The sequence below is a fragment of the Micromonospora sp. D93 genome (assembly GCF_018070365.1).
GTDB classification, from domain to species: domain Bacteria; phylum Actinomycetota; class Actinomycetes; order Mycobacteriales; family Micromonosporaceae; genus Micromonospora; species Micromonospora ureilytica.
On sequence record NZ_JAGPXW010000002.1, the window covers coordinates 1 to 26,316 of the forward strand.

General features: G+C 69.3%; 22 protein-coding genes. 10 read left to right on the forward strand and 12 right to left on the reverse strand.

The genetic code is table 11. The annotated features are described in order from the left end of the window. Positions 1-163: 163 nt before the first annotated feature. From KBX71_RS02195 to KBX71_RS02205, 3 genes are all read right to left on the reverse strand, one after another. The gene (locus tag KBX71_RS02195; RefSeq protein ID WP_196926205.1) at positions 164-355 is read right to left on the reverse strand and encodes a DUF397 domain-containing protein; all 192 of its coding nucleotides are present in this window, start codon (positions 353-355) and stop codon (positions 164-166) included. Further along, positions 346-1,146 (reverse strand): helix-turn-helix transcriptional regulator, encoded by an 801-nt coding sequence (locus KBX71_RS02200; protein ID WP_124817325.1) that lies wholly within the window; start codon positions 1,144-1,146, stop codon positions 346-348. Before KBX71_RS02200 ends, KBX71_RS02195 begins: the two co-directional genes overlap by 10 nt. A gap of 649 nt (positions 1,147-1,795) precedes the next feature. After that, positions 1,796-2,185 (reverse strand): hypothetical protein, encoded by a 390-nt coding sequence (locus KBX71_RS02205; protein WP_210816267.1) that lies wholly within the window; start codon positions 2,183-2,185, stop codon positions 1,796-1,798. Positions 2,186-3,235: 1,050 nt separating this feature from the next. On the opposite strand from KBX71_RS02205, the gene KBX71_RS02210 reads away from it, so the two are divergent. Next, the gene (locus KBX71_RS02210; RefSeq protein ID WP_247682832.1) at positions 3,236-4,708 is read left to right on the forward strand and encodes an RICIN domain-containing protein; all 1,473 of its coding nucleotides are present in this window, start codon (positions 3,236-3,238) and stop codon (positions 4,706-4,708) included. 66 nt (positions 4,709-4,774) lie between these two features. Here the strand turns inward: KBX71_RS02210 and KBX71_RS02215 are convergent, their stop codons facing one another. Continuing rightward, entirely contained in the window at positions 4,775-5,920 is a 1,146-nt protein-coding gene (locus tag KBX71_RS02215) for an MFS transporter (protein ID WP_210816268.1), read from the reverse strand. 54 nt (positions 5,921-5,974) lie between these two features. Between KBX71_RS02215 and KBX71_RS02220 the strand changes: the two genes are divergently transcribed. The 3 genes from KBX71_RS02220 (at position 5,975) to KBX71_RS02230 (ending at position 9,817) form a co-directional block, all read left to right on the forward strand. Next, positions 5,975-6,718, forward strand: coding sequence for a helix-turn-helix transcriptional regulator (locus KBX71_RS02220; RefSeq protein WP_210816269.1), 744 nt, complete (start codon positions 5,975-5,977; stop codon positions 6,716-6,718). Between the two features lie 148 nt (positions 6,719-6,866). Further along, positions 6,867-7,469, forward strand: coding sequence for a hypothetical protein (locus KBX71_RS02225; protein WP_210816270.1), 603 nt, complete (start codon positions 6,867-6,869; stop codon positions 7,467-7,469). After that, entirely contained in the window at positions 7,466-9,817 is a 2,352-nt protein-coding gene (locus KBX71_RS02230; protein ID WP_210816271.1) for a VWD domain-containing protein, read from the forward strand. The genes KBX71_RS02225 and KBX71_RS02230 overlap by 4 nt, the downstream gene beginning before the upstream one ends. Before the next feature lie 147 nt (positions 9,818-9,964). Here KBX71_RS02230 and KBX71_RS02235 read toward each other — a convergent pair whose 3' ends face one another. Continuing rightward, positions 9,965-12,025, reverse strand: coding sequence for a cellulose binding domain-containing protein (locus tag KBX71_RS02235; protein WP_210816272.1), 2,061 nt, complete (start codon positions 12,023-12,025; stop codon positions 9,965-9,967). 329 nt (positions 12,026-12,354) lie between these two features. Here KBX71_RS02235 and KBX71_RS02240 point away from each other — a divergent pair, with 329 nt between their 5' ends. Further along, complete coding sequence (locus tag KBX71_RS02240; protein ID WP_210816273.1) at positions 12,355-13,689, forward strand: PHB depolymerase family esterase; 1,335 nt, start codon at positions 12,355-12,357, stop codon at positions 13,687-13,689. Between the two features lie 544 nt (positions 13,690-14,233). Further along, entirely contained in the window at positions 14,234-14,941 is a 708-nt protein-coding gene (locus tag KBX71_RS02245) for a vancomycin high temperature exclusion protein (RefSeq protein WP_210816274.1), read from the forward strand. Between the two features lie 6 nt (positions 14,942-14,947). Here KBX71_RS02245 and KBX71_RS02250 read toward each other — a convergent pair whose 3' ends face one another. Further along, a complete protein-coding gene (locus tag KBX71_RS02250; protein ID WP_231396836.1) occupies positions 14,948-15,931 on the reverse strand; it encodes a LacI family DNA-binding transcriptional regulator in 984 nt (327 codons plus the stop codon). Between the two features lie 241 nt (positions 15,932-16,172). Here KBX71_RS02250 and KBX71_RS02255 point away from each other — a divergent pair, with 241 nt between their 5' ends. After that, on the forward strand, positions 16,173-17,798 hold the full coding sequence (locus KBX71_RS02255) for a glycoside hydrolase family 43 protein (protein WP_210816275.1): 1,626 nt from the start codon (positions 16,173-16,175) through the stop codon (positions 17,796-17,798). A 47-nt stretch (positions 17,799-17,845) separates the two neighbouring features. On the opposite strand, the gene KBX71_RS02260 is transcribed toward KBX71_RS02255, so the two are convergent. From KBX71_RS02260 to KBX71_RS02270, 3 genes are all read right to left on the reverse strand, one after another. Next, positions 17,846-18,466 (reverse strand): hypothetical protein, encoded by a 621-nt coding sequence (locus KBX71_RS02260; RefSeq protein WP_210816276.1) that lies wholly within the window; start codon positions 18,464-18,466, stop codon positions 17,846-17,848. 125 nt (positions 18,467-18,591) lie between these two features. Then, a complete protein-coding gene (locus tag KBX71_RS02265) occupies positions 18,592-19,305 on the reverse strand; it encodes a hypothetical protein (protein WP_210816277.1) in 714 nt (237 codons plus the stop codon). Then, positions 19,302-19,760, reverse strand: coding sequence for an RNA polymerase sigma factor (locus KBX71_RS02270; RefSeq protein ID WP_210816278.1), 459 nt, complete (start codon positions 19,758-19,760; stop codon positions 19,302-19,304). Before KBX71_RS02270 ends, KBX71_RS02265 begins: the two co-directional genes overlap by 4 nt. 270 nt (positions 19,761-20,030) lie before the next feature. Here KBX71_RS02270 and KBX71_RS34385 point away from each other — a divergent pair, with 270 nt between their 5' ends. Further along, entirely contained in the window at positions 20,031-21,239 is a 1,209-nt protein-coding gene (locus KBX71_RS34385; protein ID WP_210816279.1) for a chitosanase, read from the forward strand. A gap of 242 nt (positions 21,240-21,481) precedes the next feature. After that, positions 21,482-21,973, forward strand: a complete 492-nt coding sequence (locus KBX71_RS02280; RefSeq protein WP_210816280.1) for an HAD domain-containing protein — start codon at positions 21,482-21,484, stop codon at positions 21,971-21,973. A 91-nt stretch (positions 21,974-22,064) separates the two neighbouring features. Here the strand turns inward: KBX71_RS02280 and KBX71_RS34180 are convergent, their stop codons facing one another. Further along, positions 22,065-22,190, reverse strand: coding sequence for a hypothetical protein (locus tag KBX71_RS34180; protein WP_256441941.1), 126 nt, complete (start codon positions 22,188-22,190; stop codon positions 22,065-22,067). A gap of 40 nt (positions 22,191-22,230) precedes the next feature. On the opposite strand from KBX71_RS34180, the gene KBX71_RS02285 reads away from it, so the two are divergent. Then, entirely contained in the window at positions 22,231-23,481 is a 1,251-nt protein-coding gene (locus KBX71_RS02285; protein ID WP_210816281.1) for an HNH endonuclease signature motif containing protein, read from the forward strand. A gap of 515 nt (positions 23,482-23,996) precedes the next feature. Here KBX71_RS02285 and KBX71_RS02290 read toward each other — a convergent pair. Together KBX71_RS02290 and KBX71_RS02295 are read right to left on the reverse strand one after the other, a co-directional pair. Then, positions 23,997-25,028, reverse strand: a complete 1,032-nt coding sequence (locus tag KBX71_RS02290; RefSeq protein WP_247682834.1) for a helix-turn-helix transcriptional regulator — start codon at positions 25,026-25,028, stop codon at positions 23,997-23,999. Further along, positions 25,025-25,204: a hypothetical protein gene (locus KBX71_RS02295; RefSeq protein ID WP_210816282.1), complete on the reverse strand. Its 180-nt coding sequence runs from the start codon at positions 25,202-25,204 to the stop codon at positions 25,025-25,027. Before KBX71_RS02295 ends, KBX71_RS02290 begins: the two co-directional genes overlap by 4 nt. Positions 25,205-26,316: the final 1,112 nt, after the last annotated feature.

Genomic DNA, 26,316 nt, shown 5'->3' on the forward strand with positions numbered 1-26,316 from the left:
TATGCCGCCCGCTCACGAACGAGCCCGCGGCCTACTCCCGCCGATCCTGAACTCCGGTCCTTGCGCTGCTCGAACTCCATGACACCCCATCGAGGTAGGGGTGTTGCAACGACCGGTGGAACTCAAGCGGGCTGGGGGCGGGCGCTTCCGTTCGTGCTATCGGCTATGGCTTCCGGGCGACTTCGGTGACGAAGGCCCGCCAGGCCACCGGCCCGAAGACCAGCGCCGGCCCTTCGGGGTCCTTCGAGTCCCGCACGCCCACGATGCCCGGCAGGTTGTCCGCGACCTCGACGCAGTCGCCACCGCTGGAGCCGCTGCGAGTGGACTTGCGCCACGTAGCGTCGATCAGGTCCATGACGTCACCACTTCCTTCATCAGGTCAGTTGACTGCCGTCGAGGTAGGGCCTCGTTCCGTACGGTCTCCCACTTCGACAGAAGCGTAGCCACGTCATCGTCATTGTCGATGACCGCCCCGCCAAGCTGGTTCTCCAACTGGCCGACCCAATTGCCATCGGCGGCCCGGGCCAGGATGAACGGACCGGTCAGCCCGGCGTGCATGCTCACGTCACACGGCACGATGTGGACACTGATGTTCGGGCGCTCAGCCAAGGTCAATAGGTGCGTGATCTGTCCGACCATGACCACCCGAAAATCCTCGCCCGCCCGCCGCAGCACCTCCTCCCCGATGACCGCAACGAATTGCGGCGCCTTCGGCTGAGTGAGGATCGACTGCCGGTCGAGCCGAGCCGCAAGCCGCTTGTCGACTTCCTCATCGCTGAGCGTGTCGTCGCAGCGAATGACCGCTCGGGCGTAGTACTCGGTCTGGAGCAGGCCGGGAATCAGAGACGGTTGCCAGGACCGGAGCTGAGTCGCGACACGTTCGGCGTCCAGCCACGGCAGGAACCAGGATGGCGCTCCCAGCTTCGCGACCATGCGCTCGAACAGCCCGCCGTTCTTGAACGCCCGGTCGGCGCCCTTGATGAAGTCCAACGTCAGCGCCCGCGTCTCGCTCTCCACCGCGCTGACATGGGAGGCGCTGAAGCCCGCGCCCCGGCCGAAGGCATCCTGGGTCATCCCGGAGGCCCCTCGGGCGCGGCGAATCTCGGTGACGATGAACGCGGCGAGCGGGTGCGGCAAGTCGGCCATTCGGTACTCCCCCACAACTACTCACGCCGCTACCCCGGCGTGGAACGCTTCGCCAGCTCGATCCGATCCGGCGAGCTTCGCCTCAGCGTAGTTGTCTCCACAGCGGAGCGTCAGCAGCGACGCGGCTGGTGGAAGGACGACGAGGTCATGAGTTGTCGACGGTCTAGCTAAGACATGCTGACAGTCAAGGTGCTGCTCGCGCAGGTAACCAAATGGTGAGCGGCGGCTGGGATCGTGACCTGGTGCCGGACCAGCGCGGCGCTGCCCGCCGGCCGGAGCCCAACTGCTCCGTCGAGGTCGCCCTGGCCGCGGTGACCGGTGCCGGCTGCTCGTCGAGCTCTACTGCACCGGGGACGCGCTCCTGCGCGAGCGGGCGTGACGATAGGCCCGCCGCGTGAGCCCCCCTCCAGCCGGACCGCCGTTTTCCCAGAACCACGAAGGCCCTGGTCGGGACGCAAGTTCCCGCCAGGACCTTTGATGTCCCTCACGAGGGCCACGAGTGCATGGCGTAACGATCCGTGCACCGCCAAATAAAAACTCGTTGAACGTTGGTGGTGTTACTCGCCGTTCGTGAAGGCGGGTCGAACCGGCCGCCACTTTACGGTTGTGGTGTGGAAGGTGATGGCTGGTGGGAAGACTTCAAGGAGCGCTAGGAGGCAACCAGTCCTTTGCTAACCCCGGTGAAGTCCAGCCAATAGTCCGTACCGTTCAGGACGTTGGTGGCAATCACTGTCCAGGTGTTCCGTGCTGCCCATTTGTATCCGTTGCACGTGCCGGTACGGCGGAAGCAGACTGACACATAAATCCCACGGTCGGTGGGCTTGATGTTGATGTCATTGCAGGCCGTTGTCGTCCTTGCGTAACCGTTGAAGGGCCAGACAAAAGCGTCATTGTACGCATCGTAGCTCTTCGCATTGCTGTAGCAGGATTGGATAGCGAAGTTACCGTCGCCGCTTGTCGGATTTGATGTGTTTTGCCCCTTGATCGGGGTGGCGTCGTTGGGCGCACTGGCATGTGCGGTACCAACTGGCGCAACCATGGCTAGAAATGTAACCGCTGTTGAGATCCCGGCAAAAATGCGCAACCTGCCTGGCATTCTGATCCTCCCCGTTTGATCTTGCCTCTGACCTTCGTGCGAACCGCGCATCGGCTGCTAACTAATTGTTATCAGGATGATGGTATTGATCGCCATCGCCTCCTCTGTCGCTATTCTGACAAGCTGGCGACAGTAGGGTGAACTCAGTAAAGTCATCGATCTGAGCAGTACGCGCAGCAATCAGAGTCGTTGTCAGAACGCCACGGTGGCAGCCGAGAGCTGCAACTCGGCCCGGGTCGTATCGCTCGTCAGCGTTGGCAGCCTGTTCGGCGGCTCGGCACGAAGACCAGGCCACATACCTATTTTTGCCGTTTCCCCGAGGTCGATCACGCGGCCTGCTATCTACGCCGACTGGTGTTCAAATACCCGCTGAGTCATCTTGACGTTGGCGGCCACGCACGGCCATGCGGCGCCGCGGCAGGAACCGCATCGGCGACCCTGCCGGTCGCACGCCTGCACGAGCCTCGCCATCCGGTCCTAGCCGTTCTGTCCATAAACGTCGGTCTTAGTCCAGTACTCCAACGTAGTTTGGCTGCGCGTTTTGCGTGGCGTGGGCTTGAGGACGGCCTTTGCGGCCTCGACCGCTGGGCGGATCCGTCGCGGTCCTCCGGCCTGACGGCCGGATGGTCGAGTCTGAGCGTTCTTGAACGTCTCAGTCCGTTCCTGGCATCTCTAGCTTCGGATGGCATAAATATGCTTCGATGTGATCGGACGATGGCGTGCCACCTCTGGACACCGCAGGCCGGCGAGTCCGAGGCGTCGCCTGCCACACCTTGACCGGTTGACGGGAGATCTCATGACCAGCCCTCGATCCGCTCTGCCTCAGCAGACTCCGGGAGCAGCCTGCCCGCGCCGTGCCCGCGTCAGGCCTACCGCGCTGAGCATGCTGTCGGTCGCGGCGACCAGACACCAATAGGACCTGCATCGTCCCGTCCCCCAACAGAAAGGACGACGCATATGCGACGTGCCATGTTCAGCCGCCCCCTGTCGCGAATGGCCAGATTCGTGGCCACCAGTGCGGTGATGGCGACCACGGCTGCCGCAGCGGCAATCGCCATCACCGCTACCGCCGGCCCAGCCGCTGCCGCCACCAACCAGTTCAGAGGCATGAACTGGGCTCAGCTGGGTGACAACTTCAGCACCAGCCCGCTCGTCGTGCAGGGCCTGAGCCAGTCCGACAGCTACGCGACAGTTCAGGCCAAGGCCAACGCCCTCTACGACGACATGGCCTCCACCATGGGGATCAACACCGTCCGGCTGCCTATCAACACTCAGACGGTGGCCAACACCACCTGGTGGAACGCCTACCGGGGCGCCATCGACGCCGCTACTGCCCGTGGATTCAAGGTCATCCTCACCTTCTGGACGGACCATTCCTCCGGCGCGAGGATCGCGAACCTCGCCGCGTGGAACACGATGTGGTCCAGCGTGACCAGCGCCTACGGCTCGAACACCAGCGTGTACTTCGAGCCAATGAACGAGCCGGGCGGTTACAGCTCGGCACAGTGGCGCGACATCGCAGCCAACTGGCTCAACACCCACTACTCGGCCGCGCCCAGCCGGGTGCTCATCGGCGGCACTGGCGCAAGCCAGGACCTGCGCGACATCTGCAACGACAGCCGCTTCAACTCGACGCTGCTGTCCTTCCACCACTACGCTTTCTTCTACGGCTCGATGACCTACGACGCCTGGCGAAGTCACATGCAGACGCGCCTGGGCAACTGTGCCTCCCGGGCGGTCGCGACCGAGTTCGGCGGGCCCATGGACAACGGCCTCAACTACGCCGACGCGAACAGCACCGACAACTTCGTGCGCCACATCCGCGCCATGGCTCAGGTCATGCGTGACAACCAGATGGGCGGCACCTACTGGCCCGCCATCGGCGGCAAGAACTCCGGCTCCGGTCACGACTGGTATTCGATGTTCGCCCTTAGTGGCAGCGGCACCGATCTCAACTTGACCATCCGCAACACTTCCGGCGCCGACCGGATCCGCTATGCCTATGGCGACACCATCGGCGACGGCTCCACGACGCCCCCGCCCTCGGGAACCCAATACAGGATCAACAACGTCAACAGCGGCAAGGTGATGGACGTGATCGGGCAGTCCACGGCCGACAGCGCCGAGATCAAGCAATGGAGCTACCTGGGCGGCAGCAACCAGAAGTGGCGCTTCGAGGACGCCGGTAGCGGCTACTTCCGCATTGTCAACCAGAACAGCGGCAAGTGCCTCGACGTCGCCTCCGCCTCCACCGCAGACGGCGCGAACGTCGTCCAGTGGACGTGCGGCAACGGCCAGAACCAGCAGTGGCAATGGCAGTCCCAGGGCAGCAACTTCCGGCTCGTGGCCCGGCACAGCGGCAAGTGTCTGGACGTGTACCAGTCAGGAACCGGAGACGGCGCGGACATCCAGCAGTGGACCTGCGGAAGCGCCAACAACCAGCGCTGGACAAGAACCGGGGTCTGACCGGGGCTCACCGAGGCGGGGTGGCAGACCGTGCGGCACGGTCTGCCACCCCCACCGCCGCGTGCTTCAACGCCTCGGCGTGGGCGGCTCGGGGAGGGTGCGGAACAGCAGCCAACCCAACGCGGGCATCACGATCAGCGGGGCGAGGGCCACCTGGAGGGAGATCGCGTCGGCGACACCGCCGATGAGTGGACTGACCAGGCCGCCGACGCTGACGGTCAGGCCCAGGGTGATGCCACTCGCGGTGCCTACGCGGGTCGGGAGGTAGTCCTGGCCAAGGGTGATCTGGAGCGAGAACGGGATGTAGAGCCCGGCCGAGGTGAGCGCCACGAACAGATAGAACGCCGACCCGGGGACGAACACGACCCCCGCGACGGCGGCGACGCTCAGCAGGTACGACCAGCGCACGACGGTGATCCGGTCCCAGCGGCCGGCCAGGTTGCCCCCCAGCACCGTACCCACCGCTCCACCGAGGTAGAGCACCACCAGCGCCGCCGTTCCCGCAAACGGTCCCCCGCCGGTGCGCTGCGGCGCGTAGAGCGCCAGGAACGTGCTCAGACCGGCGAAGGCGATGGAGCGGCAGACCACGGCCAGCGACAGCCGGCCGAACGAGGCCCTGTCGTCGGTCCCGACCCATCGCGGGGTATCGGAACCGGCCCCCGTCGTCGGGCGCAGCGCGCGAAGGACGGGCAGGCACAGCACGCTGCCCGCGAGGGCCGGCATCACGAGCAGTGGAGTGAGTCGCAGACCGCCGCTGGTGACGACGGCGGCGACCAGAATGGGCGCGGCGGCGAAGCCGAGGTTGCCGCCGAGGGAGAACCAACCCATCCCGGTGTGGCTTCCGCCGCTGGCGATCCGCGCGACCCGGGCGGACTCGGGATGGTACGCCGCGACTCCGATCCCGGAGACGGCCACGAACGCCAGCGTCAACGGGTACGAACCGGTGAGCCCGCTGCACGCGATTCCCAGTCCGCCCAGGATCGTGCTCAGTGGCAACAGCCAGGGTGTTGCCCACCGGTCCGTCAGCGCACCGAACAGCGGTTGCGCCACCGAGGAGAGCAGCGAGGCGGCGAGCACCACGCCGGAGGCCGCCGCGTAGGTGTAGGCACGCTCGGCGATGAAGAACGGTACGAGCGCGGCCACAGCGCCCTGGTAGACGTCCACGCAAGCATGCCCGACGGACAGCAAGATGATCGTTCTGTTTCTCCGCACGCCGCCATGCTCGCCGCTTCCCGACCTGTCGGGCTTCCGATAACCTGCCAACCAATGACGAGAATCCGCCACCGGCCGGTGGCACCGACTCGCGCCCAACAGTTGGCGTCCGGGTCCGTGATCGACGTGCACCGCCACGACGACCATCAGATCGTCTACGCCGCCCGCGGCGTGCTGGCCATCACCACCGACGCGGGTGCCTGGGTCGTCCCCGCCAGCCGCGCCATCTGGGTGCCCGCCGGAACCGCGCACGAGCACCAGGCCCACGGCGCACTCGAACTGCACCTGATCGGCCTGCCCGCGACCGATGACCCGCTGAATCTGACGGAGCCGACAGTGCTGGCCGTCGGGCCGCTGCTGCGCGAGCTGATCCTCGCCTACACCCGCGCCCCCCGAGATGACAGCCCCGCGCGTGCGCGGCTGCGGGCCGTCCTGCTCGACCAGTTGCGGTCCTCGGCCACGCAGCCCGTGCACCTGCCCACGCCCACCGAGCCCCGATTGAAGGCGCTCTGCGCAATCCTGTACGCCGACCCGGCCGACAACCGCACCCTGGCCGTGCTCGGCAGACAGGTCGGCGGAAGTGACCGTACGCTGTCCCGCCTGTTCCGCTCCGACCTCGGCATGACCTTCCCGCAGTGGCGTACCCAACTGCGGCTGCACCGTGCCCTGGTGCTGCTGGCCGAGGGCGTACCGGTCACCGCCGTGGCGTATCAGTGTGGATGGTCCTCCGCCAGCGCGTTCATCGACGTCTTCCGGCGCGCCTTCGGGCACACCCCGGGCAGACACGAGCGCCGATAGCACGGACGGCCGCCGCCCTCCCCAGGACCCCGCGGGTCGGCTAGCGGACATCCACCGGGCCGGATCACGACAGCGCTCCCAGCACCTCGCGGCGCAGGCTGGCCGGGATCTGCGCCAACCGTCGGCACCCGGAGGAGGCTCGCGGCCCATGGGCGTACCCCGCGCAGGGACGGCGGCGCTGGCCGGCGGTCTCGCCCTGCTGCTGATGGGCACCACGGTCGGGTGCAGACGGTCGCGTCCGTCACCGGCCCCGACCGCCGGCACGGCGACCGTCGGCCTGACCGTCAGCGCGGCGCAGCCGTCGTACCGGGTGGGTGAGCAGGTCAGCCTGCGGCTGAAGCTGGTCAACAATCGCGACGCCGAGTGCCACCTCAGTCGGGTGCCGGACGGGGCGGTGACGGTCATGTCGTTGACCCGCGACGGCGCGGCGGTGGCACCCACTGTCGGCGGCGCCGCCTACTACCGGGACTTCACCGCGTACCTCGTCGAGAACCTGGTGCGGGTGCCGCCGCGCGGGTCGGTGGAGCTGACCTTGGGCAGCGACCCGCAGAGCCCGGTCGGCGCGGCGCTGACCACCTCCGCGCCGGACGGGCGGGGCGGCGCCGCCGTCAGCTGGTGGCCGGTCGACCAACCGGGGGCGTACCGGCTGGTGCTGGGCTACCTGCGAGCGCCGCTGCGCGGTGTGCCGGCGGATGCCTGCGCCGCGACGGCCGAGCAGGGCACTGTCGCGTTCGAGGTGAGGGGCGGATGACCGGGATGCGGGCGATCCGGACGGGTCTCGTTCTCGCCGGGGCCCTGGTGCTGCTCGCCCCACCGGCGGCGTCCGCCGTGGTCAGCGTCAACAGCGACCTGCAAGCGGAGTACGCGGGCTGCGTCGGACAGATCCGCGGCTCCGGCAACGGTGCCGTGCTCGACGAGCTGGAACGCTCCGGCAAGAAGATCAAGGTACGCAGACCCATCCTCGGCTCGGAGAGCAGCACCACGACGTACGTCCCGGGCAGTGACGTGCAGATCAACTGGGTGCCGGAGAACGACGGGCGGGCGCTGCCTGAGGAGGGAGCGGGCTTCACCGAGGACCAGTGCGCCACCTTGATCCACGAGATGAACCATGCCCTCGATGAGGTGAACGACACCGACCGGGGCCAGTTCTGCACGCAGGGCGGTCAACAGGCGAGCACCGTGGACCCCGCCGAGGTGCACGCGGTGCTGGCGGAGAACGCGTACCGCAAGGCCGTGGGGGTGCCGCCGCGCACGACGTACAGCGGTATGAAGCTGCCGTCGAACGGCAAGGACTGCGACCGGCCCAAGCCCCGACCACCCGGTGGTGGTGGTTGTTCGATCTCGGTGATCGGCAAGGGTTACCGGTGCGCGAACAGCAACGGCGACCCGCACCTGCTGACCTACGACGGTCTGCGGTACGACTTCCAGGCCGCCGGGGAGTTCGTGCTGACCCGCTCGACGAGAGACGACTTCGAGGTCCAGGTACGACAGACGATGTTCCCGGCCAGTTCGGTGGTGGCCGTCAACTCGGCCGTCGCGGTTCGGGTGGCCGGTGACCGGGTCGGCGTGTACGTCACACCCGACGGTCCGGCGGTCCGTGTGAACGGCGCTGCCCCGGTGTCCGCGCCCGACGGGGTGCGGCTGCCGCGCGGCGGCACCGTCACCACCTGGGGAGACGGCACGGTGACAGTGGAGTGGCCGGACGGCGCCCGACTGACCGCGCAGCCGATCGGGGTGTGGGGGTTGAGCGTGAGCGTCAGCGCGCCCACCGGGCGGGCCGGGACGTTGGAGGGACTGCTCGGCGACAATGACGGTGACCCCGGCGACGACCTGACCGTGCGGGGCGGGAAGAGGCTGCCGCAGCCGCCCACGTTCGAGGCGCTGTACCCCCGCTTCGCCGACAGTTGGCGCGTCGATGCGCAACGGTCGCTGTTCGACTACGAGCCGGGGCAGAACACCGCCACGTTCACCGACCGGCGCTTCCCGGACCGGCTGCTCACCGTCGGGGACCTGCCCAACCGGGCCACCGCCGAACTTGTCTGCCGGCGGGCCGGCGTCACCGATCCGCAGATCCTCGCCGACTGTGTGCTCGACGTCGGCCTCACCGGGCAGGTGGCGTTCGCCGAGGACGCCGCCCGCGCGGAGCGCGACGTGCCCGCTGCCGGTGACGTCGACCTGGAGGTGACACGGGCCGGCGCCACGGCCGCGACGAAGGTGCCGGGTCGGGCCGGTCAGAAGATCTTCGTGGAGGTGCCCGCCGCCACCGTGCCGGATCGCTGCGGCGTGTTGCTGCTGCTCGACCCGCAGGGCCGTCAGCTGGCCACCGGCTGTGTCATCTCCGGCGTCGGCTTCATCGACACGACCACGTTGACCGCCACCGGGGACCATCAGGTGGTGCTCGACCCGTGGGATGCCGACCTCGGCCGGGCGACGGTGCGGGTCGTTACGGTGACCGACGAGGAGAAGACGCTCACGCTGGACGGGCCCGCGGTCCGGGCGACGCTCGCCCAACCGGGCGCGGTCAGCCGCCTGGCGTTCGACGGGCGGGCCGGTCAGAAGGTCTTCCTCCAGGTCAGCGACGCCACTCTGCCGGACCGGTGCAACCTGCTGCGCCTGCGCGACCCGGCCGGTGAACAGGTGACCAGCGGCTGCGTGATCGGCGGCCAGGGGCATGTCGACGGGTTCGTCCTGCCGGCCACCGGCCGGTACGTGCTGGAGGTGGACGGGACCTCCACCGACACCGGCTCGGCGGACGTGCGACTGCGCGACGCGCACGACGAAGAGGCCGACACCGTTGCGGACGGCCGGGCCGCCACCCTGACGGTCAGCCGACCGGGTGCGGTGAGCCGGCTGAGGTTCTCTGCCGACGCCGGTCGTCGCATCACCGTCGAGGTGACCGCCGCCAGCCTGCCCGACCGGTGCGGAATCCTGCTCCTGAATGGCCCGGCCGGCGACACGGTGGGAAGTGGCTGCGTCATCGGCGGCACGGGGCGGTTCGAGACGGGTCCGCTGCCGAAGGGCGGCACGTACACCCTGGTGCTGGACCCGTGGGCGGACGACACCGGCTCGGCCACGGTCAGCGTCCGCCAGGGCCGCTGACTGCGAGGGCTGTTGTGGGGCCGGCCCTTCCCGGACGAGCGCGATGCCTGTGAGTCATCTTGATGACTCACAGGCATCACACACTTCGGGGAGTGCGTCAGGGGTCAACCCGAGCCGCCCTGACCATCGACGCCCCTCGCCGATCGGTCAGCCGGTGGCGCAGACGGTGCCGTTGAGCCTGAACGCCGTGGGCAGCACGTTCGGCCCGCCGTACGCGCCGACGAAGCCGGCGCTCACGGTGCCGCCGGCGGCGATCTGCCGGTTGTCGGCGGTGGGCGTGACCCGCACCGTCGTGCCAACCTGCTCCCAGGTGGCGCTCCACCCGCTGCTCACCTGCTGCCAGCCGGTGGGCCAGGCCCAGGTGAGCGTCCAGCCGTCGATCGGGCCGGTCCCGTTGTTGATGATGTCGACGCCGCCGATGTAACCGTTGCCCCAGTCGTTGCTGGCGGTGAAGCGGACGGTGCACGTGCTGACGGCGGGGCTGCCGGTGGCGAAGGTCAGCGGCGGTGAAGCCCAGGAGACGCGTCCGGCGGTGTCGCGAGCCAGCACGTTGACTGTGTACCTGCTGCCCGGCACGAGGTTGTCGACGGTGAACGAAGTGGCCGTCGTCTCGCCGAACTGCTCGCTGACCGCGCCGTTCTGCCGGTGCACCTCGTACTTGGCGATCGGGCTGCCGCCCGGGGTGGCCGCCGGCCAGGTGATTGTCGCGGCGCGGTCGGTGACGCCGCTTGCGGTCGGTTGGCCCGGTGCCGCCGGCCGTCCGGCGGTCGCGTGGGCCGGGCGCAGCACGAGCGTGGTCAACGAGTACGCCGGCAGCGTCCGACTGGTCGCCGAACCGGACTGGCTGGTGGCGATGCCGGTGGCGCCGTTGGTGAGCGTGGAGACCGTCGGCGCGACGGCCGACGGCGTGAACCCGGCGTAGTCGATGGTGACCGGGTGGTCGTTGTCCGGGTCCTTGTTCACCAGCAGCACCGCGAGGTCACCGTTGCCCCGGCGGACGGCGTGCGCGGTGACCAGGGGCTCGTCGGTGCCGGCGCGAACGAACTGGTCGCCGGCCTGCGCGAAGAGCTTCATCATGCTGAGCCCGTGGTACGGCGCGAACGGTGTGTTCAGCGGCGGCTGGCAGACCGAGCCGTCCTCGGTGCAGGCGCCGCTGGACAGCATCCCGAAGTCGCCGTAGTCGGTCTGGCCGGCCACCTGCGTCACGGTGCCGATGCCGTTGTGCACGTTCCACCAGTGCGCGGTGAAGACGCCGTTCTCCAGCAGTCCGCTGTAGACGTCCGCCAGGAAGAGCGCGGCCGGCTGGGTGTTCCGGCCGGCGTCGACGTTCAGCTCGGTGAAACTGATGCCGACGCGGTCGGCGTTCGCGCCGGCGTACCTGGCGAGTTGCTGCCGCAGCAGGTAGGTGGCGTCGGGGAGATGGTTGACGCGGGCCAGCGACTCGGCGGCGGTGCCGCCCGGGTACCAGTGCACGTCCACGAAGTCGATCTTCGGGCCGGCGATGGAGAGCACTGTCTGGTTCCACGGCCCCGGGTCGCTGCCGGCGGTGATTCCGTCCGGCCAGTTGCCCGGCATCGTCAGCACCGCCCCGATCTTGATGCTCGGGTCGACAGCCTTCATCGCGTCGGCGTACTCGACGACCAGCCTCGCGTACTGTGTCGCGCTCTTGTCCGGGTGGTCGTCGGCCTCCCACGCGGACCCGTAGTGGCCGTTGCCGTAGTTCTCGTTGCCGACGGTCCAGTAGCGCGCGTCGTAGCCCTTCGTCACGTTGGCGTACCGCACCCAGTCCGCGGCCTCGGCGGGCGTGCCGGTGCCGTAGTTCGCGATGATCATCGGTTGCGCGCCGGCACGCCGCACCGCCGCCATGAAGGTGTCGAAGTCGGTGCCCGGCGCGACGTAGCCGCCGGGCGCGGTGTGGTCCTTCCAGTGGTAGATGTCGGCGTACGAGCCGCCGGGGTAGCGCATCATCTGCACGCCGGCATCGCGCAGCAGGTCGGACGTCTCGGCGGTGCCGAGGTTCGAGTCCCAGATGGCGTGGTTGACGCCGAGAGCGGTGTCCGGCACTGTCGCCAGACCCGCGCGGGTGTTGACGGTCACGGTGACCGGGTCGGCAGCCGCGCTGGCGGTCGGTGGGTTGACGCCGGCGAGCGCGCTCGTGGCGAGCAGCAGGCCCGCCAGAAGTGCCGCGCGGGTCTTCGGTTTACGCATGGGCGGGGTTTCCTTCGCGCAGATGAGCCGCCCGGCCGGTCAGGGTGCGACGCGGTGACGGGCGAACTCGTGGACGACTGACTCGTTGGTCCATCGCTTGTGTCACCGTCCGCCGGAGATCACACCTGGATCCCGGCTGCCCAGTGGACGGACGTCAGCCCCGCGCGCGGCTTTTCATTGACGTACCACAATGGCACTGTCGGTTCGACAATCTCAAGGTGCATGGCACGGGATCGACAGACGTCATATGTTACCGCTTGACGAACAGCATGTTATCGCTCACAGTCGATGCGAGGCGGGTCCCCGACTCACGACAAGAGGAACCGCCGATGAGATCAAGGATCGCACTGCTGGCCGCCGCGCTGGCGACGGCCCTGGCGACGATGACGGCAGTGGTCACGGTCGCCACCCCGGCGTCGGCCGCGACGCTCACCCAGGTGACCAACTTCGGCACGAACCCGACGAACCTCCAGATGCACCTGTACGTGCCGGACCGGGTCGCGGCCCAGCCGGCCCTGCTCCTCGCCCTGCACTACTGCACCGGCAGTGGCCCGGCGGTGCACAGCGGCTTCGGGCTCAGCACCCTCGCCGACCGTTACGGCTTCATCGTGATCTACCCGTCGGTGACCCGGAGCAGCAAGTGTTGGGACGTGTCGTCACCGCAGGCCCTTCGGCGCGACGGCGGCAGTGACCCGGTCGGCCTCAAGTCCATGGTCGACTACGTGCGGAGCCGCTACCCGGTCGATGCCAACCGGATCGGCGTGGGCGGGTTCTCCTCCGGGGCCATGATGACCAACGTGATGGTTGGCCTCTACCCGGACCTGTTCCACGCCGGGTTCAGCTCCTCCGGCGTTCCGTTCGGGTGCTTCGCCACCACCAACGGCGCGGAGTGGAACAGCGAGTGCTCCGGCGGACGAATCGTCAGGACCGGGCAGCAGTGGGGTGACCTGGTCCGCAACGCCTACCCCGGTTACTCCGGCAAGCGTCCCCGGTTCCAGATCTGGCACGGCACCACGGACACCACGCTGAGCTACGTCAACTTCGGCGAGCAGATCAAGCAGTGGACCAACGTGCAGGGCGTGTCGCAGACCCCCAGCTTCACCGACTCCCCGCAGACCAGCGCCACCCGCACCCGGTACGGGGGCACCGGCGGCACGGCGCCCGTCGAAGCGATCAGCTTCCAGGGGTACGGCCACTCCATCCCGTTCGACGCCGCCCAGGCAGTCCGGTTCCTCGGCTTCGACACCACGAGCCCCACCACCCCGCCACCCGGCGGCTCGGCGGCGCCGCTGCGCAACACCGGCGCGAACCGCTGCCTGGACGTCCCGTCCCGGTCGCAGACCAACGGCACACAACTGACGTTGTGGGACTGCAACGGCGGCACCAACCAGCAGTGGACGTCGACCGCCACGAAACAACTCCAGGTGTACGGCACGAAGTGCCTGGACGCCGAGGGTGCCGGGACCTCGCCGGGCACCCGGGTGATCATCTGGGACTGCAACGGCGGCACCAACCAGCAGTGGAACGTCAACAGCGATGGCTCGGTCGCTGGCGTGCAGTCCGGCCTGTGCCTCACACCCAACGCCGCCGGAACCGCCAACGGCACCCCCGCGGTCCTGGCGAGCTGCAACGGCACGAACAGCCAACGGTGGACCCGAAGCTGACGCGCTGACCGACGGCGGTGATGTCGCCGCCGAGGATGACGAGCGCCCCGGCTTGGACCGGGTCGCGTCCCCCAGCTCGGGCCCGGACTCCGAACAGCGGGACGCGACCCGGCGGCCAGGGCTGGGACCGACGGTTGCCGTCAGGGCGGCCCAGGTGTGGGCCGTCTGGTCAGCGGCGTGCGCAGGGCAGGTGAGCAGGCCGGTTGTCGTCGCACGACCGTCCGGCTGCTGCGATGCCCTGGAATCCCGGTGGCCGTTCATGCCTCGGCCGCGCGGCGCGCGGGTCGCCCGATGGTGGTCTCGGGCCGTCTCGCGCCGGCCACGTGCCACCCGCCCCACGCCACGATCGTCGCTCATCACGCCTCGGGTCAGTGGTGACAGCTCCGTCACGGCGGCCAGAGGTTGTTCAGGTGTCGACGACTGTCCGTCACGTTAGCGTTAACAGTAAGCGATTGTCCATAGACAACGGTCTCCGTTCGCTGCTCGGGATGGTTCGCGTGTACGCCGATGACAGTCGTGGGAGTGGGCCGAATAGCCTTGCGGCATGCGGGGACGATTCGGTGCGGCCAGGCGCTGGTACGGGGAGCATCGGCGGTTCGTCCGCTGGACGGTCCTCGCGCTCACGGTGGGGTCGGTGGCGCTGGCCGGAGGCACGGTGGCCAGCGTGACGTGGATCCGCGACACCGCTCAGGGCCACCTCTACGGCGAGGCCGAGGTGCCGGACGCGCCGGTCGCGCTGGTCCTGGGCACCAAGGTGGACGCGGACGGCACGCCCTCACCCGTCCTCACGGCCCGGTTGGAGATCGCGCGGCGGCTGTTCGACGCCGGCAAGGTTCGGGCGATCCTCGTGTCGGGCGACAACATGAACGCCGATTACAACGAGCCCGCCGCGATGCGGAACTGGCTCGTGGAGCGGGGCGTACCAGCGCACAAGGTGGTACCGGACTACGCCGGCTTCGACACCTACGACTCGTGCGCGCGCGCCGAGCGCATCTTCGGGGTGCGACAAGCCACTGTGGTGACCCAGTCCTTCCACCTTCCGCGCGCCGTGGCGCTGTGCCGGCGCCTCGGCATCGACGCCAACGGCGTGGGCGACGACAGCGCGAAGCGGTACGCCCAGACGTGGTGGTTCAGTTCGTCGCGGGAGCACGGCGCCTGCCTGAAGGCCGCGCTGGAGTTGCTCTCCGGTCGAGACCCGGCGCACCTCGGCCGCCGGGAGACGGGCGTCGACGACGCGTTGCGTGTCGACTGAGGAGTGTCACGACCGGGGCGGCGCGGCGCTGTCGCGGACGATCAGCTCGGTGGCGAGTTCGACCCGAGGGCTCTCGGTCCTTTCGCCGCTGGCGAGGCGCAGCACGGTACGCGCGGCCAGCATGCCCATCTCGGCCAGGGGTTGACGGACTGTGGTCAGCGGTGGGGAGCACCACCGCACCTCGGGCAGGTCGTCGAAGCCGACCACGCTGACGTCGTCGGGCACCCGCAGGCCCCGTTTACGGACCGCCTCATAGACGCCGAGGGCCATCTGATCGCTGGAGGCGAAGATGGCGGTGGGTGGGTCGGGCAGGGCCAGTAGCTGCGTACCCGCGGTGAAGCCGGACTCGTGGTAGAAGTTGCCGGGACGGATCAGGGCGTCGTCGATGGGGATGCCGGCGGCGCCGAGGGCGGCCCGGTAGCCGTCCATCCGAGCCCGGCTGCACATCAGATGCGGCGGGCCGGCGATGAACCCGATGCGGCGGTGGCCGAGGCTGATCAGGTACTGGTTGGCGCTGAGGCTGCCCGCCCAGTTGGTGGCGCCGATGGTGGGTGACTCCTGCGGGTCGACCCCGGCCGGGTCGATGATGACGACTGGCAGGTGGAGCCGGCGAAGTTCGGCCTGCAACGGTGGGTTCACCATCGAGGTCACGAAGATGATTCCCTCGGTGGAGCGCGTACGCATGTTGTCGAGCCACTGCTTGGCCGAGGAGATGCGCCAGTGGATGGCCGAGACGACGGTGCCGACACCGCTGGTCTGGCCGACGTCCTCAACCCCACGGATGATCTCCACGGCCCAGGGGCTGTCCAGGTCGTTGAAGACCAGGTCGATGAGGGCCGCGTCGGTGCGCCGGGTCGGTGACCGGCGGCGGTAGCCGTGCCGGTTGAGTAGCGCCTCGACGCGTTCCCGGGTGTCGGGGGCGACGTCGGAGCGGCCGTTGATGACCCGGGAGACGGTGGGCACGGAGACTCCGGCCAACCGCGCGATCATGGCGATGGTGACGTTCCGGCCGTTCTCCGTGCCCACGGTCCCCCCTGCGGAGCTATGGATCTCCGAAACTTTCAACGCTTCGCCGGTAATATCGATCGATGGCCGGCACGCTACGAGCTGTCGCCCCAGCGGTCAAGACCTCTGTCCTATTGCGAAAAGACCGGATAGCGTAGGCAGGACTCCAGTGATCCGGGAGCACGATTTTCCGGAAGTTCCAGACAGTCCGTCCAGAGGAGCCCTCGTGTCGACCGACATCGCTAACGTGGCGACCGCTACCCGGTCGATCCGCAATCCCGTCCTCGCCGGCTTCCACCCGGATCCGTCGATCCTGCGCGTCGGCGACGACTACTACCTGGCCACCTCCACCTTCGAGTGGTATCCGGGGGTGCTCGTCCACCACTCACGTGATCTCGTGAACTGGCGCAGCCTGGGTGGGATCATCACCGACCGGCGGCTGCTCGATCTGCGCGGATGTGGCGACTCCAACGGGGTGTGGGCGCCCGACCTGACGTACCACGACGGTCAGTTCCACCTCGTCTACAGCGACGTGGCCAGCTTCGCCAGCGGCTACTGGGATCCGCAGAACTTCCTGGTCACCGCCGAGGACATCACCGGCCCCTGGTCCGATCCGGTAAAACTGCACGGGCGCGGGTTCGACGCGTCGCTGTTCCACGACGACGACGGCACCACCTGGCTGCTGGGCATGAGCGCGGACTGGCGACCCGGCCGCGACCGCTTCGGCGGCATCGAGATCCAGCAGTACGACCGGGCCGCGCGCCGTCTGGTCGGCAGCCCCCGCATTCTGTTCACCGGCTCCCCGGCCGGGGTCACCGAGGGTCCGCACCTGTACCGCCACGACGGTTGGTACTGGCTGATCACCGCCGAGGGCGGCACGAGCTGGGAGCACCAGGTCACCGTGGCGCGGTCCCGGGAACTGTTCGGGCCGTACGAGGTGGAGCCGGACGGACCGCTGCTCACCTCCTTCGGGCGGCCCGACCTGCGATTGCAGAAGGCGGGTCACGGCAGCCTGGTCCGCACCCAGAACGGCGAGTGGTACCTGGCCCACCTGGTTGGCCGCCCGTACTCTCCGCTGGGCAACTGCGTGTTGGGCCGGGAGACCGCGATCCAGCGGGTCGAGTGGCCGTCGGACGGCTGGCCGCGCATCGCCGGAGGGGTGCCCGCGGACGAGGTCGTCGCACCCGACCTGCCCGCGCACCCGTGGCCGGCGGAGCCCGAGACGGACCACTTCGACGCACCCGAGCTGGGCCGGTGCTGGTCGACGCTACGTCGGCCGGCCACCGCGGACTGGGTCGACCTGCACACCCGCCCGTCGTACCTGCGGGTCCACGGTGGGCAGTCGCCGGTCGGTCGACAGGCGCCCAGCCTGGTCGGGCGGCGCGTCGGCGCGATGGATTGCTCGCTGGAAACCGTTGTGGAGTTCGAACCGGCCGACCACCGCCAGCTCGCCGGGCTCACCGCGTACTACAACACCCTCAACTGGCACCACCTCTACCTGACCCGGGCCGACGACGGGCGGACGGTGCTGGAGCTGCTCAGCTCCGACAACGGGCGGCGCACCGCGTACCCCAACCTGACCGTCGATGTCGGCGGCGTCACCCGGGTCGGCCTGCGGGCCGTCTTCGACGGGCCGACGGTGTGCTTCGACTACGACCTCGGCGGCGGTTGGCAGCGACTGCCGGTCGAGCTGGACGCGACCATCCTGTCCGACGAACACGCCGCTCTGATCATCGACGGTGAGCCGGCGGCGTGGGGCTTCACCGGGGCCTTCCTCGGCCTGTGGGTGCAGGACCTGGGCGGCGACGGCGTGTACGCCGACTTCGACCTGGCCACCTACCGGGAGCGGTGACCACGCGGACGGCACGTCGGTGGGTGCCGTCCGCGTTCCCACTCGCCCTACTTGACCTGGGCGGCGACGGTGCGCAGCTGGCCGAGAGTGGTGCGGAGACCGTGACCGGACGCGGCCGGGTCCTCGGCGTTCAGGCCGCTGACGGCCATGGTCTGCGAACGGGTCGTGGCGACGGCCTCCGCGCCGGAGCCGCTCAGGTCGAACACACCGAAGTCGCCGCTGAGGGTCCGGAACGTCGGGGCCGCCGCGTCCCGGGCGAGGTAGAGCACCACTACCTGGCCCGCCTCCAGCTTCGACATGTGCGCCATGTCCGGCACACCGGCGGGCAAGGCGGTGAGCGTGATCCGCGCCCCGGCCCGCACTGTCGATCCGGTCGCCGCGCGCAGCACCTCGTCGACCCGGAACCCGACCGCCTCGACCTCACCGCGTACGACCAGGTCCGCGGTTTCGCTGAGCTGTCGCACGGTGCCGTACCCGCGCAGCTTGCCCTTGATCGGCGGAGGCGCGACGTCGGTCGGCGGGGCGGTGCTGGTCGGGGCGGCACTGCTCGGGGCGGGCGCGGCCGCCGGGTCTGCGCCGCCGCTGCCGCAGGCGGACAACGCCGCAGCGGCGAGCACGGCGGTGGCCGTGGCCCACAGAGCCCGGGTACGGCGACTGTCGACTGCCATGGAACGCTCCTCGCGTCTCGGTGCCGTCCCGGGTCGACTCGCTCGGAACGCGGCACTGCTTACGCCTTCTATCTGTGCGTCCCGGGCACCGAGTTCCATTCTTTTTCGGCCGTTGCTTTCCAGGCTCAGCGCCGCTCGCCGGCGAGTTGCCGAAGCTCGGCCAGCGTGGTGACGAACGGGCGACCCGCCCCGGTGGCGTCCTCGGTGCGCAGACCGGTCACCGACATCGCCGGTGACCGGCTGGTGGCCGTCTCCCCCGCGAGGTCGAAGATCCCGAACTCGCCGCCGAGCGGGCGGTAGACGCGCGCCACCGGGTCCGCGAGGCCCAGGTAGAGGACGGTCGGGCGGCCGGCCGTCCCGGCTACCTCCGCCGCCACCGTGATCTCGGTGGGCGCCGGGGCGTCCGGGGGGCGGTAGAGCACCTCCGCCACCCGGTAGACCGCCCACCCGTCGACCACCGACATCACCTCGCCGCGGACCACCAGGTCGGCCGCGTCGGTGAGTTGACGCACCGTGCCGTACCCACGGTTCTTGGCGGCCGTGCCCGGCGGTGCCGGCCGAGCGGCCGGGAGGCTCACCTCGGGCGACGGGAGCGCGGCCGGGGGCGCGTCGCCGGACCGGACCGCGAGCCCACCGCCGATCCCCGCCGCGACCACTACCAACGCGGCCGCCGCGAGCGCGGGCCGCAACGGCACGAAAGCCCTTCCTCGGGTACGCGGCTCCTGCGCGATCGCCGTCAGCAGGCGGCTGCGGTGCAGCTCGTGCCGGCCAGCCGGCAGGTCGTGATCACCGGGGTGGGGGGCGATCTCCGTCCACTCGGCCGGATCGGGTGCGCTCACTGGCTGCCCTCCCGCACGAGCGAGGCGTCCACGGCCGGCGGCCGTGCGGCGCGCGGCGGGGCGTCGACGAGGGTACGGAGCCGGGCGCGGGCCCGTGACAGCCGGGACCGCACGGTGCCGACCGGAACACCCAGCGCCTCCGCCGCGGACTCGTAGTCGAGGCCCTCCCACAGGCACAGGGTCAGCACCTCGCGCTCGGCGCGTCGCAGCCGGGCCAGCGCGTCGATCGCGGCGGCGATGCGTCGGCTGTCGTCGAGTCGACCGGCGACCTCGTCGGCGTGGTCGGGCACTGTGAAGTCGGAGGCGAGCAGCGCGGCGGCCACCCTGCGGTAGCGGCGGTTGCTGCGGATGTGGTTGCGCGCCTCGTTGTACACCGAGCGCGCGTACTCGTCGAACAGCTCGGCGAACGCACCGGGGTCACCGGCTCGCACCCGAGCGCGCAGACTCGACTCCATGACCATCTTCTGTCCGTCGGACGGTGCTGGTTCCGATGGACCGGCCCGTTGATCAGTTACGGCCCGACGATAGCCACCGGCACGTACGCCCCGCCAACGACGGGATGAACAGGCGCCGTCACGCCTCGCGGTCGTCGATTGACGGGGAATCGACGTACTGGTATCTGTTAATACAGTTTCCTGATGCTTCGCCCGGCGCGGCAGTTCGGCGCCGTAGGGCACCGCGAACCGACCGGCTGGCGGCACGCCGCCCCTTCCCCGAGGAACACCATGGTTCACAAGAGAACAGCCGCCTACGTCGTGGGCACCCTGCTGGTCGGCGTCGCCGCCGTCGGCTACGGCCTGCCGTCGGCGAGCGCAGCGACCGCCGGCCCGATCACCGGCCTCGGCGGCAAGTGCATCGACGTCGCCGGTGCCAGCTCGGCCAACGGCACGCCCGTCCAGCTCTACGACTGCAACGGCAGCGCGGCCCAGACGTGGACCGTCGGCAACACCGACAACTCCATCCGAGCACTCGGCAAGTGTCTCGACGTCACCGCCGCGTCGACCGCCAACGGCGCCAAGGTGCAGCTGTACGACTGCAACAACACCGCCGCGCAGAAGTGGACCGCCAGCAACGGCGCGCTCGTCAACTCCGGCTCCGGCAAGTGCCTCGACGTCACCGACCGGAGCACCGCGAACGGCGCCCGGTTGCAGATCTGGACCTGCGGCGGCACCACGAACCAGCTGTGGACCCTGCCGGGAGGCGGCACCCCCACCCCTACGCCGACCACCCCGACCGGCACCAACCTGGACGACGCGGCGAAGAAGAACGTCGCCATGCAACTCGTCTCGGCCGCCGAGAACTCCTCGCTCGACTGGCGCGCGCAGTTCTCCTACATCGAGGACATCGGCGACGGGCGCGGCTACACCGCCGGCATCATCGGCTTCTGTTCCGGCACCGGCGACATGCTCGAACTGGTCGAGGCGTACACCCGCACCAAGCCGGGCAACGTCCTGGCCGGCTACCTGCCGGCGCTGCGCAACGTCAACGGCACCCCGTCGCACGCCGGCCTCGACCCGAACTTCCTCCGCGACTGGCGCACCGCGGCCAACGACTCGGTGTTCCAGGCCGCCCAGGAGGCCGAACGGGACCGGGTCTACTTCAACCCATCGGTACGCGACGGCAAGAACGACCAGGTCCGGGCACTCGGTCAGTTCGCCTACTACGACGCGGCGGTCATGCACGGGTACGAGGGCATGCGCCAGATCCGCAGCCGCGCCCTCAACCGGGCCAAGCCGCCAGCCCAGGGCGGCGACGAGCGGACCTGGCTCAACGCCTTCCTCGACGAGCGGGTCATCGAGATGAAGAAGGAGGAGGCCCACTCGGACACCTCCCGCGTCGACACCGCCCAGCGGGTGTTCCTCAACAACGGCAACTTCAACCTGAACACGCCCCTGACGTTCGCCGTCTACGGCGAGCAGTTCCGCATCGGCTAGTTCGCTTGGTGTGGCGGGGTCGCCGGCACGGATTTCCCGTTCGCCGACGGCCCCGCCGCATGTCCGCCCTGCCCCTGCGCCCCGGCCGCCTGGTGCCTGCCCGTTTCCTGACCGGCCGCCTGCTGTCTGCCCGTGGCTGCGCGGCCGCCTGGTGCGTGTCCGGCCGGTCCTGGCAGGCGGACTTCGCCGGTGACCTGGTTCGCGGTCACCACCGGCGAACCGTTTACGGCAGGATCCTCTGCGTGAACCGGCCCCTGCTCCTGCTCGACGTCGACGGTGTCCTCAGCCCATACGGGACTCCTCAACCAGCGGCCGGCTACACCGAGCACCACCTGTTCCCCGGCGAAGAGCCCGTCCGTGTCAATGCCGCCCACGGTGCCTGGATCACCGAGGCGAGCGCCGTCCTGGACATCGCCTGGGCCACGAGCTGGAACGACGAAGCCAACCGACTCCTCGCCCCGCTTCTGCGCATCGCTCCCCTACCCGTGATCACCATGCCGCCCGCGCCGTTCCACCCCAGCGACAAGATTCCGGTCATCGCCGCCTACGCCCAGCGACGGCCCGCAGCATGGCTCGACGACCTTCACACGCCGCAAGCCCACAGCTGGGCCGCAGCACGCAGCAGCCCCACACTGCTGATCACCGCCGACCCGACGATCGGCCTCACCCGCCACTCCATCGATCACGTCATGACTTGGGCCAAGGCTCTTCGACGCCCCTTGGCTAATCCCTAATGACGCGCCCGGACCTCGCTTATCCCTAGCGACGCGTCCAGCTCTCGCTCATAGCGGGCACCAGGCAGCGCCGCCGACACGCAGCCCTCGCTCACGCCAGGCAGCGCTTCGACACCAGCTCCCGGCACTGCCGGGTAGCACGCCCAGCCCCGGTCGCCACCGGGGAGGATTCCAGCACCGACGAGCCCTCCGGCGACCAGCCGGTCGAATCGATCATGGTGACTGAAAGTGTCGTACACCTGTTCTAGTGTCGGGCCATGGTCGAGGAGTTGGCGCAGGCAGACGACACGGTCGCCGCCTGCGTCGACGCCCCCGCCTGGGCCCTCCCGGAGCACGACCTGATCGCCGCGCTCGACGCCGCGCACCGCCTTCAGCAACGCCTCGCCGCCGTCACCCTCACCCTCATCCGCGAGATCGACGGCCGCGGCACGGCCCGCGCCCAGGGCGCCTCCAGCACTGCGGTCTGGCTGCGCGAACGACTGCGACTCACCATCCCCGCCGCCCGCCGCCTCGTCGACGACGCCACGGCCCTGGACACCGGCAAGCCCGGGATACGACAAGCGTTAGCCGACGGGCACATCACCCTCGACCAGGCCCGGGTCATCGCCGACACCGTCCCCACCGTGCAGACCACCGCTGGCACCGAGGCCGCCGACAAGGCCGTCAGCCTGCTCACCGACTGGGCCGGGCAATTCGACCCCACTCAACTGCGCAAACTCGGCACCCGCATCCTCGACCACGTCGCCCCCGACATCGCCGACGCCGCCGCCCAGGCCGCCCTCGACGCCGAAGCACGCCGCGCCACCCGCGACCGACACCTCACCCTGTCCGAACAGACCGACGGCCGACTCCGCCTCACCGGCACCCTCGACACCGAAGCCGCCGGCCTGCTCCGCGCCGCCATCGACCCACTGACCGCCCCATCCGGACCGGACGACACCCGCTCCCCCGGGCAACGCCGCCACGACGCCCTCGCCGAGGTGTGCCGCCTCGCCCTCCGGACCGGCGACCTGCCCGACAGCGGTGGCGACCCGGCGCAGATCGTTGTCACCACCAGCTACGACGGGCTGACCCGGCAACTGTCCACCGGCGCGCTCGACATCGGCCTGGAGCTCACCCCGGAAACGGTGCGCCGGCTCGCCTGCGACGCCACCATCCTGCCCACCGTCCTCGGCGGTGCCGGCCAACCACTCGACGTCGGTCGACAACGCCGACTCATCACCGGACCGCTCCGCCGCGCCCTCGTGCTCCGCGACCGCGGATGCGCCTTCCCCGGCTGCGACCTACCACCGCGCTGGTGCCACGCCCACCACATCCACCACTGGGCCGACGGCGGCACCACCAGCCTGGCCAACGCCGTCCTCCTCTGCGGCCACCACCACCGACACCTGCACCACAGCGACTGGACCGTCCACCTCGGAGACGACGGCCACCCCGAATTCACCCCACCCGCCTGGCTCGACCCCGACCAAATCCCCCGCCGCAACCACTACCACCGACGAACGTAAGAGCAGCCAGCCGGGAAACAGCACCCTAGCCCGCGTCGCCGTCGTGGACGGCCGCCGAGGGCAGCGGGACCGGCTGCGCCAGTCCTCCGAGAACATGGCCACCGACATCTGTGGCCTCCGCACCGGCAAGACCACCAGCCGGGCATCCCCGCGATGGCCGGCGCCCTGGGCCCACACTGGCCAGCAACGTCGAGGACGACGTCGTCGACGCCACCCGCGACTTACGCGCCGAACGCGACACGTGTGGGCGTTCGACCCGCAGCGCATCCTCGGCACCTTTCCCGGAGCCCAGGGGATGCCGATCAGGTCCGGAGCAGTGCGTGCGAGCAGGCGCGACGAACTGGCGCGTGCCGGACCTGTCGACCCGCGCTTGGTGAGCCAGCGCGTCGCAGCGTGGACAGGCGGGAAGCGACGAGGCCGCGCAGCACTGTCCAAACAGCGAAAGGCGGGGTGCTGTCTGGCACCCCGCCTTTCTTTACCCTCAGTTTTTCAGCGCGTGAGGTACGCGGTCCCCGTCAGGGTCGTGAGGTTTTCGCAGCTTCGGGGTCCTGTGCACTGCGACCCTGAGTCCCCGACACACCACGCGGCGCTTCGGAGACCGGAGTGCGTGCTGGCCGGGCGACTGCCGAATCATGCGTATTCCGCACGCGTTTCGGGCCGATGAGCACCTGCCTGATGAAGGCCGTCCAGCGCTTGGACCGACGGTGCTTACCCCTCTGGCCGGGCTCGACGGTCTCCTCGATCCCGACGTTCTCCGTCTTGTTCGACGGTGCGGAGACCACCCCGGCGGTCGGAATGGCCTCTGTCGAGTTGGCCTTCAGCGCGGCCAGCGCGGCCTTCGCCCGGCGGTCGTGCTCGACCAGCTGGTAGAGACGAGTCAGCCAGGTTATGGCACGCTCCTGCGGAACCCCGCAGGCCAACAGGTACGCGCCTACCTGTCTCGAACGCAGCGGCGCCTTGCCGTTGAGCATTTCGTGCAGCTGCGAGCGGCTGAGCCCTCCCGACGCGGTGGTGCCAGGAAGACTGGTTAGTCGGGATCGTTCGGCTATCTGCCGCAGGCTGAGCCCTTTCTCGATGCGCATCTGGTCCAGCGCGGTGAGGAACTCCTCCAGGGTCGCCACCAAGGTCGGGTCCGCGTCGATGTACCGCAGTTCCAAGACCGGGAGCGGTGCCGGGCTGACGAGGGGGACGTCCGCCACTTCCGGAGCAGCGACTGCTGGACGGTTCTTCGCCGCCCCCCGCTGGGCGCGTCGTTGGGCGCGCACGTACTCGTCGACGGCGCTCCAGCGGCGGTGCCAGTGCACGATGTCGTCGCCACCGACCCCACACGCCCGGACGTATGCCTCAGCACATGCCCAGCTCGGGAAACGGGTTCCGCTAGCGGCGATGGACAGCGTGGACACCGAGTAGTACGTGCGGCTCGCCAGGGTCCGGTACGACGGGCTGCCGACCTCGTGGCGCAGTCTGCGCAAGGAGTAGGCGAACTGGGTAACGGGCCCAGCGGCCGGGTCGAGCGGCTTCTCCGGCCGCCCGATCCCCGCGCTCATTGGTCATCCCGCCCGGGGTCGTTGGACGCCCTGACCTCCGGCGGACGGTGTCCCTGATCGACGGCGACGCCGAGGTAACGGCGGATGGCGTCGGCCGCCAGAGTGCAGGCACCAGTGCCCGCGACGGCGGCCAGGGTGGTGTTGCCCAGCAACCAGGAGATGATGCTGAAGGCCATCAGCAGGATCATGGTCGCCGTGACGGCGACGGTGGCGGTGAGGGTCGGGGAGTTACCTGAGGCTTTGGTGCTCCCGATCCCACCACGCCGTGAACGCTGGGCGCGCACGGGCAGGGGTCCTCTCTCGAATGAGCAGAGGACCCGCAGCCCCCGCTGCGGGTCATCCACCCGGACTTGGGTCTTACACAGGGATGCCCATCAGTCCGGGTGACTCGCCAGGTTGCAGCCCGGCGTCCTCGCTGACGCGCCCTCACATCCTCTCAGATGCAGAGGACGCGACCCGCGTCCGCATAGGCGAAACTCGCTGGCACACCCTCCAAACACGAGTTGTTCACGGGTTTTGAAGTGAACAAAGGCCTGCCGTTGTTTACAGATCGCTCGGGATGAGTTGCCGGACAGGCAGTAAACAACGTTCTATAGTGGGCAGCGAGGCGAGGAATCCGGTATGGCCCGGCATCTCATCTCGCCGCTTACCCATGATGCTCTCTCTTGGACTTGGGTCATCATCGGGCGTGGGGGCCGACCGTTGCAGCGGATCGGCCCCCCAAGACGTTTACCAGCGAAAACACTCTCCCTTTCGCTACGTGACCGATCAGTAACCGGTGGGTTTGCCGGCAACGACCACCCCGTCGGACGATGGGGGGTCAGGCGATCAGCCCATAGACCGGCATCGCCGTTGCCTGGATCACCCCTGTGTCACTTCGGAGCCGCGACGAGCAGGCCATGTCACAGGGGTTTGTCAACGTTTCTGACCGCCACTTTCCTATGTGACCGTGACCACTTTTACACGTCGCCGGCAGCGCGGTCGGTACTTGATCTCAAGCGCCAAATAGATCATGGCCAGCAGCGTTGCGAGCGTGTTCTTGGCGCGATCACACCACCGTGTCATTGGGCCGATCGCGTTGCGCTGGCAGACCCCGCAGAGTCCGGCCCACCTGGTGTGGCCGCTGACCAGCGGCCGGCGACGGCCGTACCGGGAGTCGGCCGAGCATCTCGCCCCGGGTGGTGACGGCGCGGCCATCGTGGTGTCCGGCGGGTTCTCCCTGCGGCACGGCCCGGAACTCGAGGCCCTGCTGCCCGACCTACCGCAGCACCCGGCCAGGTCGAGCTGG

What these genes read in the sequence shown, in the direction of transcription:
- KBX71_RS02195 (WP_196926205.1), bottom strand. Translation starts at nt 355, where the DNA reads ATGGACCTGATCGACGCTACGTGGCGCAAGTCCACTCGCAGCGGCTCC.
- KBX71_RS02200 (WP_124817325.1), bottom strand. Translation starts at nt 1,146, where the DNA reads ATGGCCGACTTGCCGCACCCGCTCGCCGCGTTCATCGTCACCGAGATT.
- KBX71_RS02205 (WP_210816267.1), bottom strand. Translation starts at nt 2,185, where the DNA reads ATGGTTGCGCCAGTTGGTACCGCACATGCCAGTGCGCCCAACGACGCC.
- KBX71_RS02210 (WP_247682832.1), top strand. Translation starts at nt 3,236, where the DNA reads ATGGCCAGATTCGTGGCCACCAGTGCGGTGATGGCGACCACGGCTGCC.
- KBX71_RS02220 (WP_210816269.1), top strand. Translation starts at nt 5,975, where the DNA reads ATGACGAGAATCCGCCACCGGCCGGTGGCACCGACTCGCGCCCAACAG.
- KBX71_RS02225 (WP_210816270.1), top strand. Translation starts at nt 6,867, where the DNA reads ATGGGCGTACCCCGCGCAGGGACGGCGGCGCTGGCCGGCGGTCTCGCC.
- KBX71_RS02230 (WP_210816271.1), top strand. Translation starts at nt 7,466, where the DNA reads ATGACCGGGATGCGGGCGATCCGGACGGGTCTCGTTCTCGCCGGGGCC.
- KBX71_RS02235 (WP_210816272.1), bottom strand. Translation starts at nt 12,025, where the DNA reads ATGCGTAAACCGAAGACCCGCGCGGCACTTCTGGCGGGCCTGCTGCTC.
- KBX71_RS02240 (WP_210816273.1), top strand. Translation starts at nt 12,355, where the DNA reads ATGAGATCAAGGATCGCACTGCTGGCCGCCGCGCTGGCGACGGCCCTG.
- KBX71_RS02245 (WP_210816274.1), top strand. Translation starts at nt 14,234, where the DNA reads ATGCGGGGACGATTCGGTGCGGCCAGGCGCTGGTACGGGGAGCATCGG.
- KBX71_RS02250 (WP_231396836.1), bottom strand. Translation starts at nt 15,931, where the DNA reads ATGATCGCGCGGTTGGCCGGAGTCTCCGTGCCCACCGTCTCCCGGGTC.
- KBX71_RS02260 (WP_210816276.1), bottom strand. Translation starts at nt 18,466, where the DNA reads ATGGCAGTCGACAGTCGCCGTACCCGGGCTCTGTGGGCCACGGCCACC.
- KBX71_RS02270 (WP_210816278.1), bottom strand. Translation starts at nt 19,760, where the DNA reads ATGGAGTCGAGTCTGCGCGCTCGGGTGCGAGCCGGTGACCCCGGTGCG.
- KBX71_RS34385 (WP_210816279.1), top strand. Translation starts at nt 20,031, where the DNA reads ATGGTTCACAAGAGAACAGCCGCCTACGTCGTGGGCACCCTGCTGGTC.
- KBX71_RS34180 (WP_256441941.1), bottom strand. Translation starts at nt 22,190, where the DNA reads ATGATCGATTCGACCGGCTGGTCGCCGGAGGGCTCGTCGGTGCTGGAA.
- KBX71_RS02285 (WP_210816281.1), top strand. Translation starts at nt 22,231, where the DNA reads ATGGTCGAGGAGTTGGCGCAGGCAGACGACACGGTCGCCGCCTGCGTC.
- KBX71_RS02290 (WP_247682834.1), bottom strand. Translation starts at nt 25,028, where the DNA reads ATGAGCGCGGGGATCGGGCGGCCGGAGAAGCCGCTCGACCCGGCCGCT.
- KBX71_RS02295 (WP_210816282.1), bottom strand. Translation starts at nt 25,204, where the DNA reads ATGGCCTTCAGCATCATCTCCTGGTTGCTGGGCAACACCACCCTGGCC.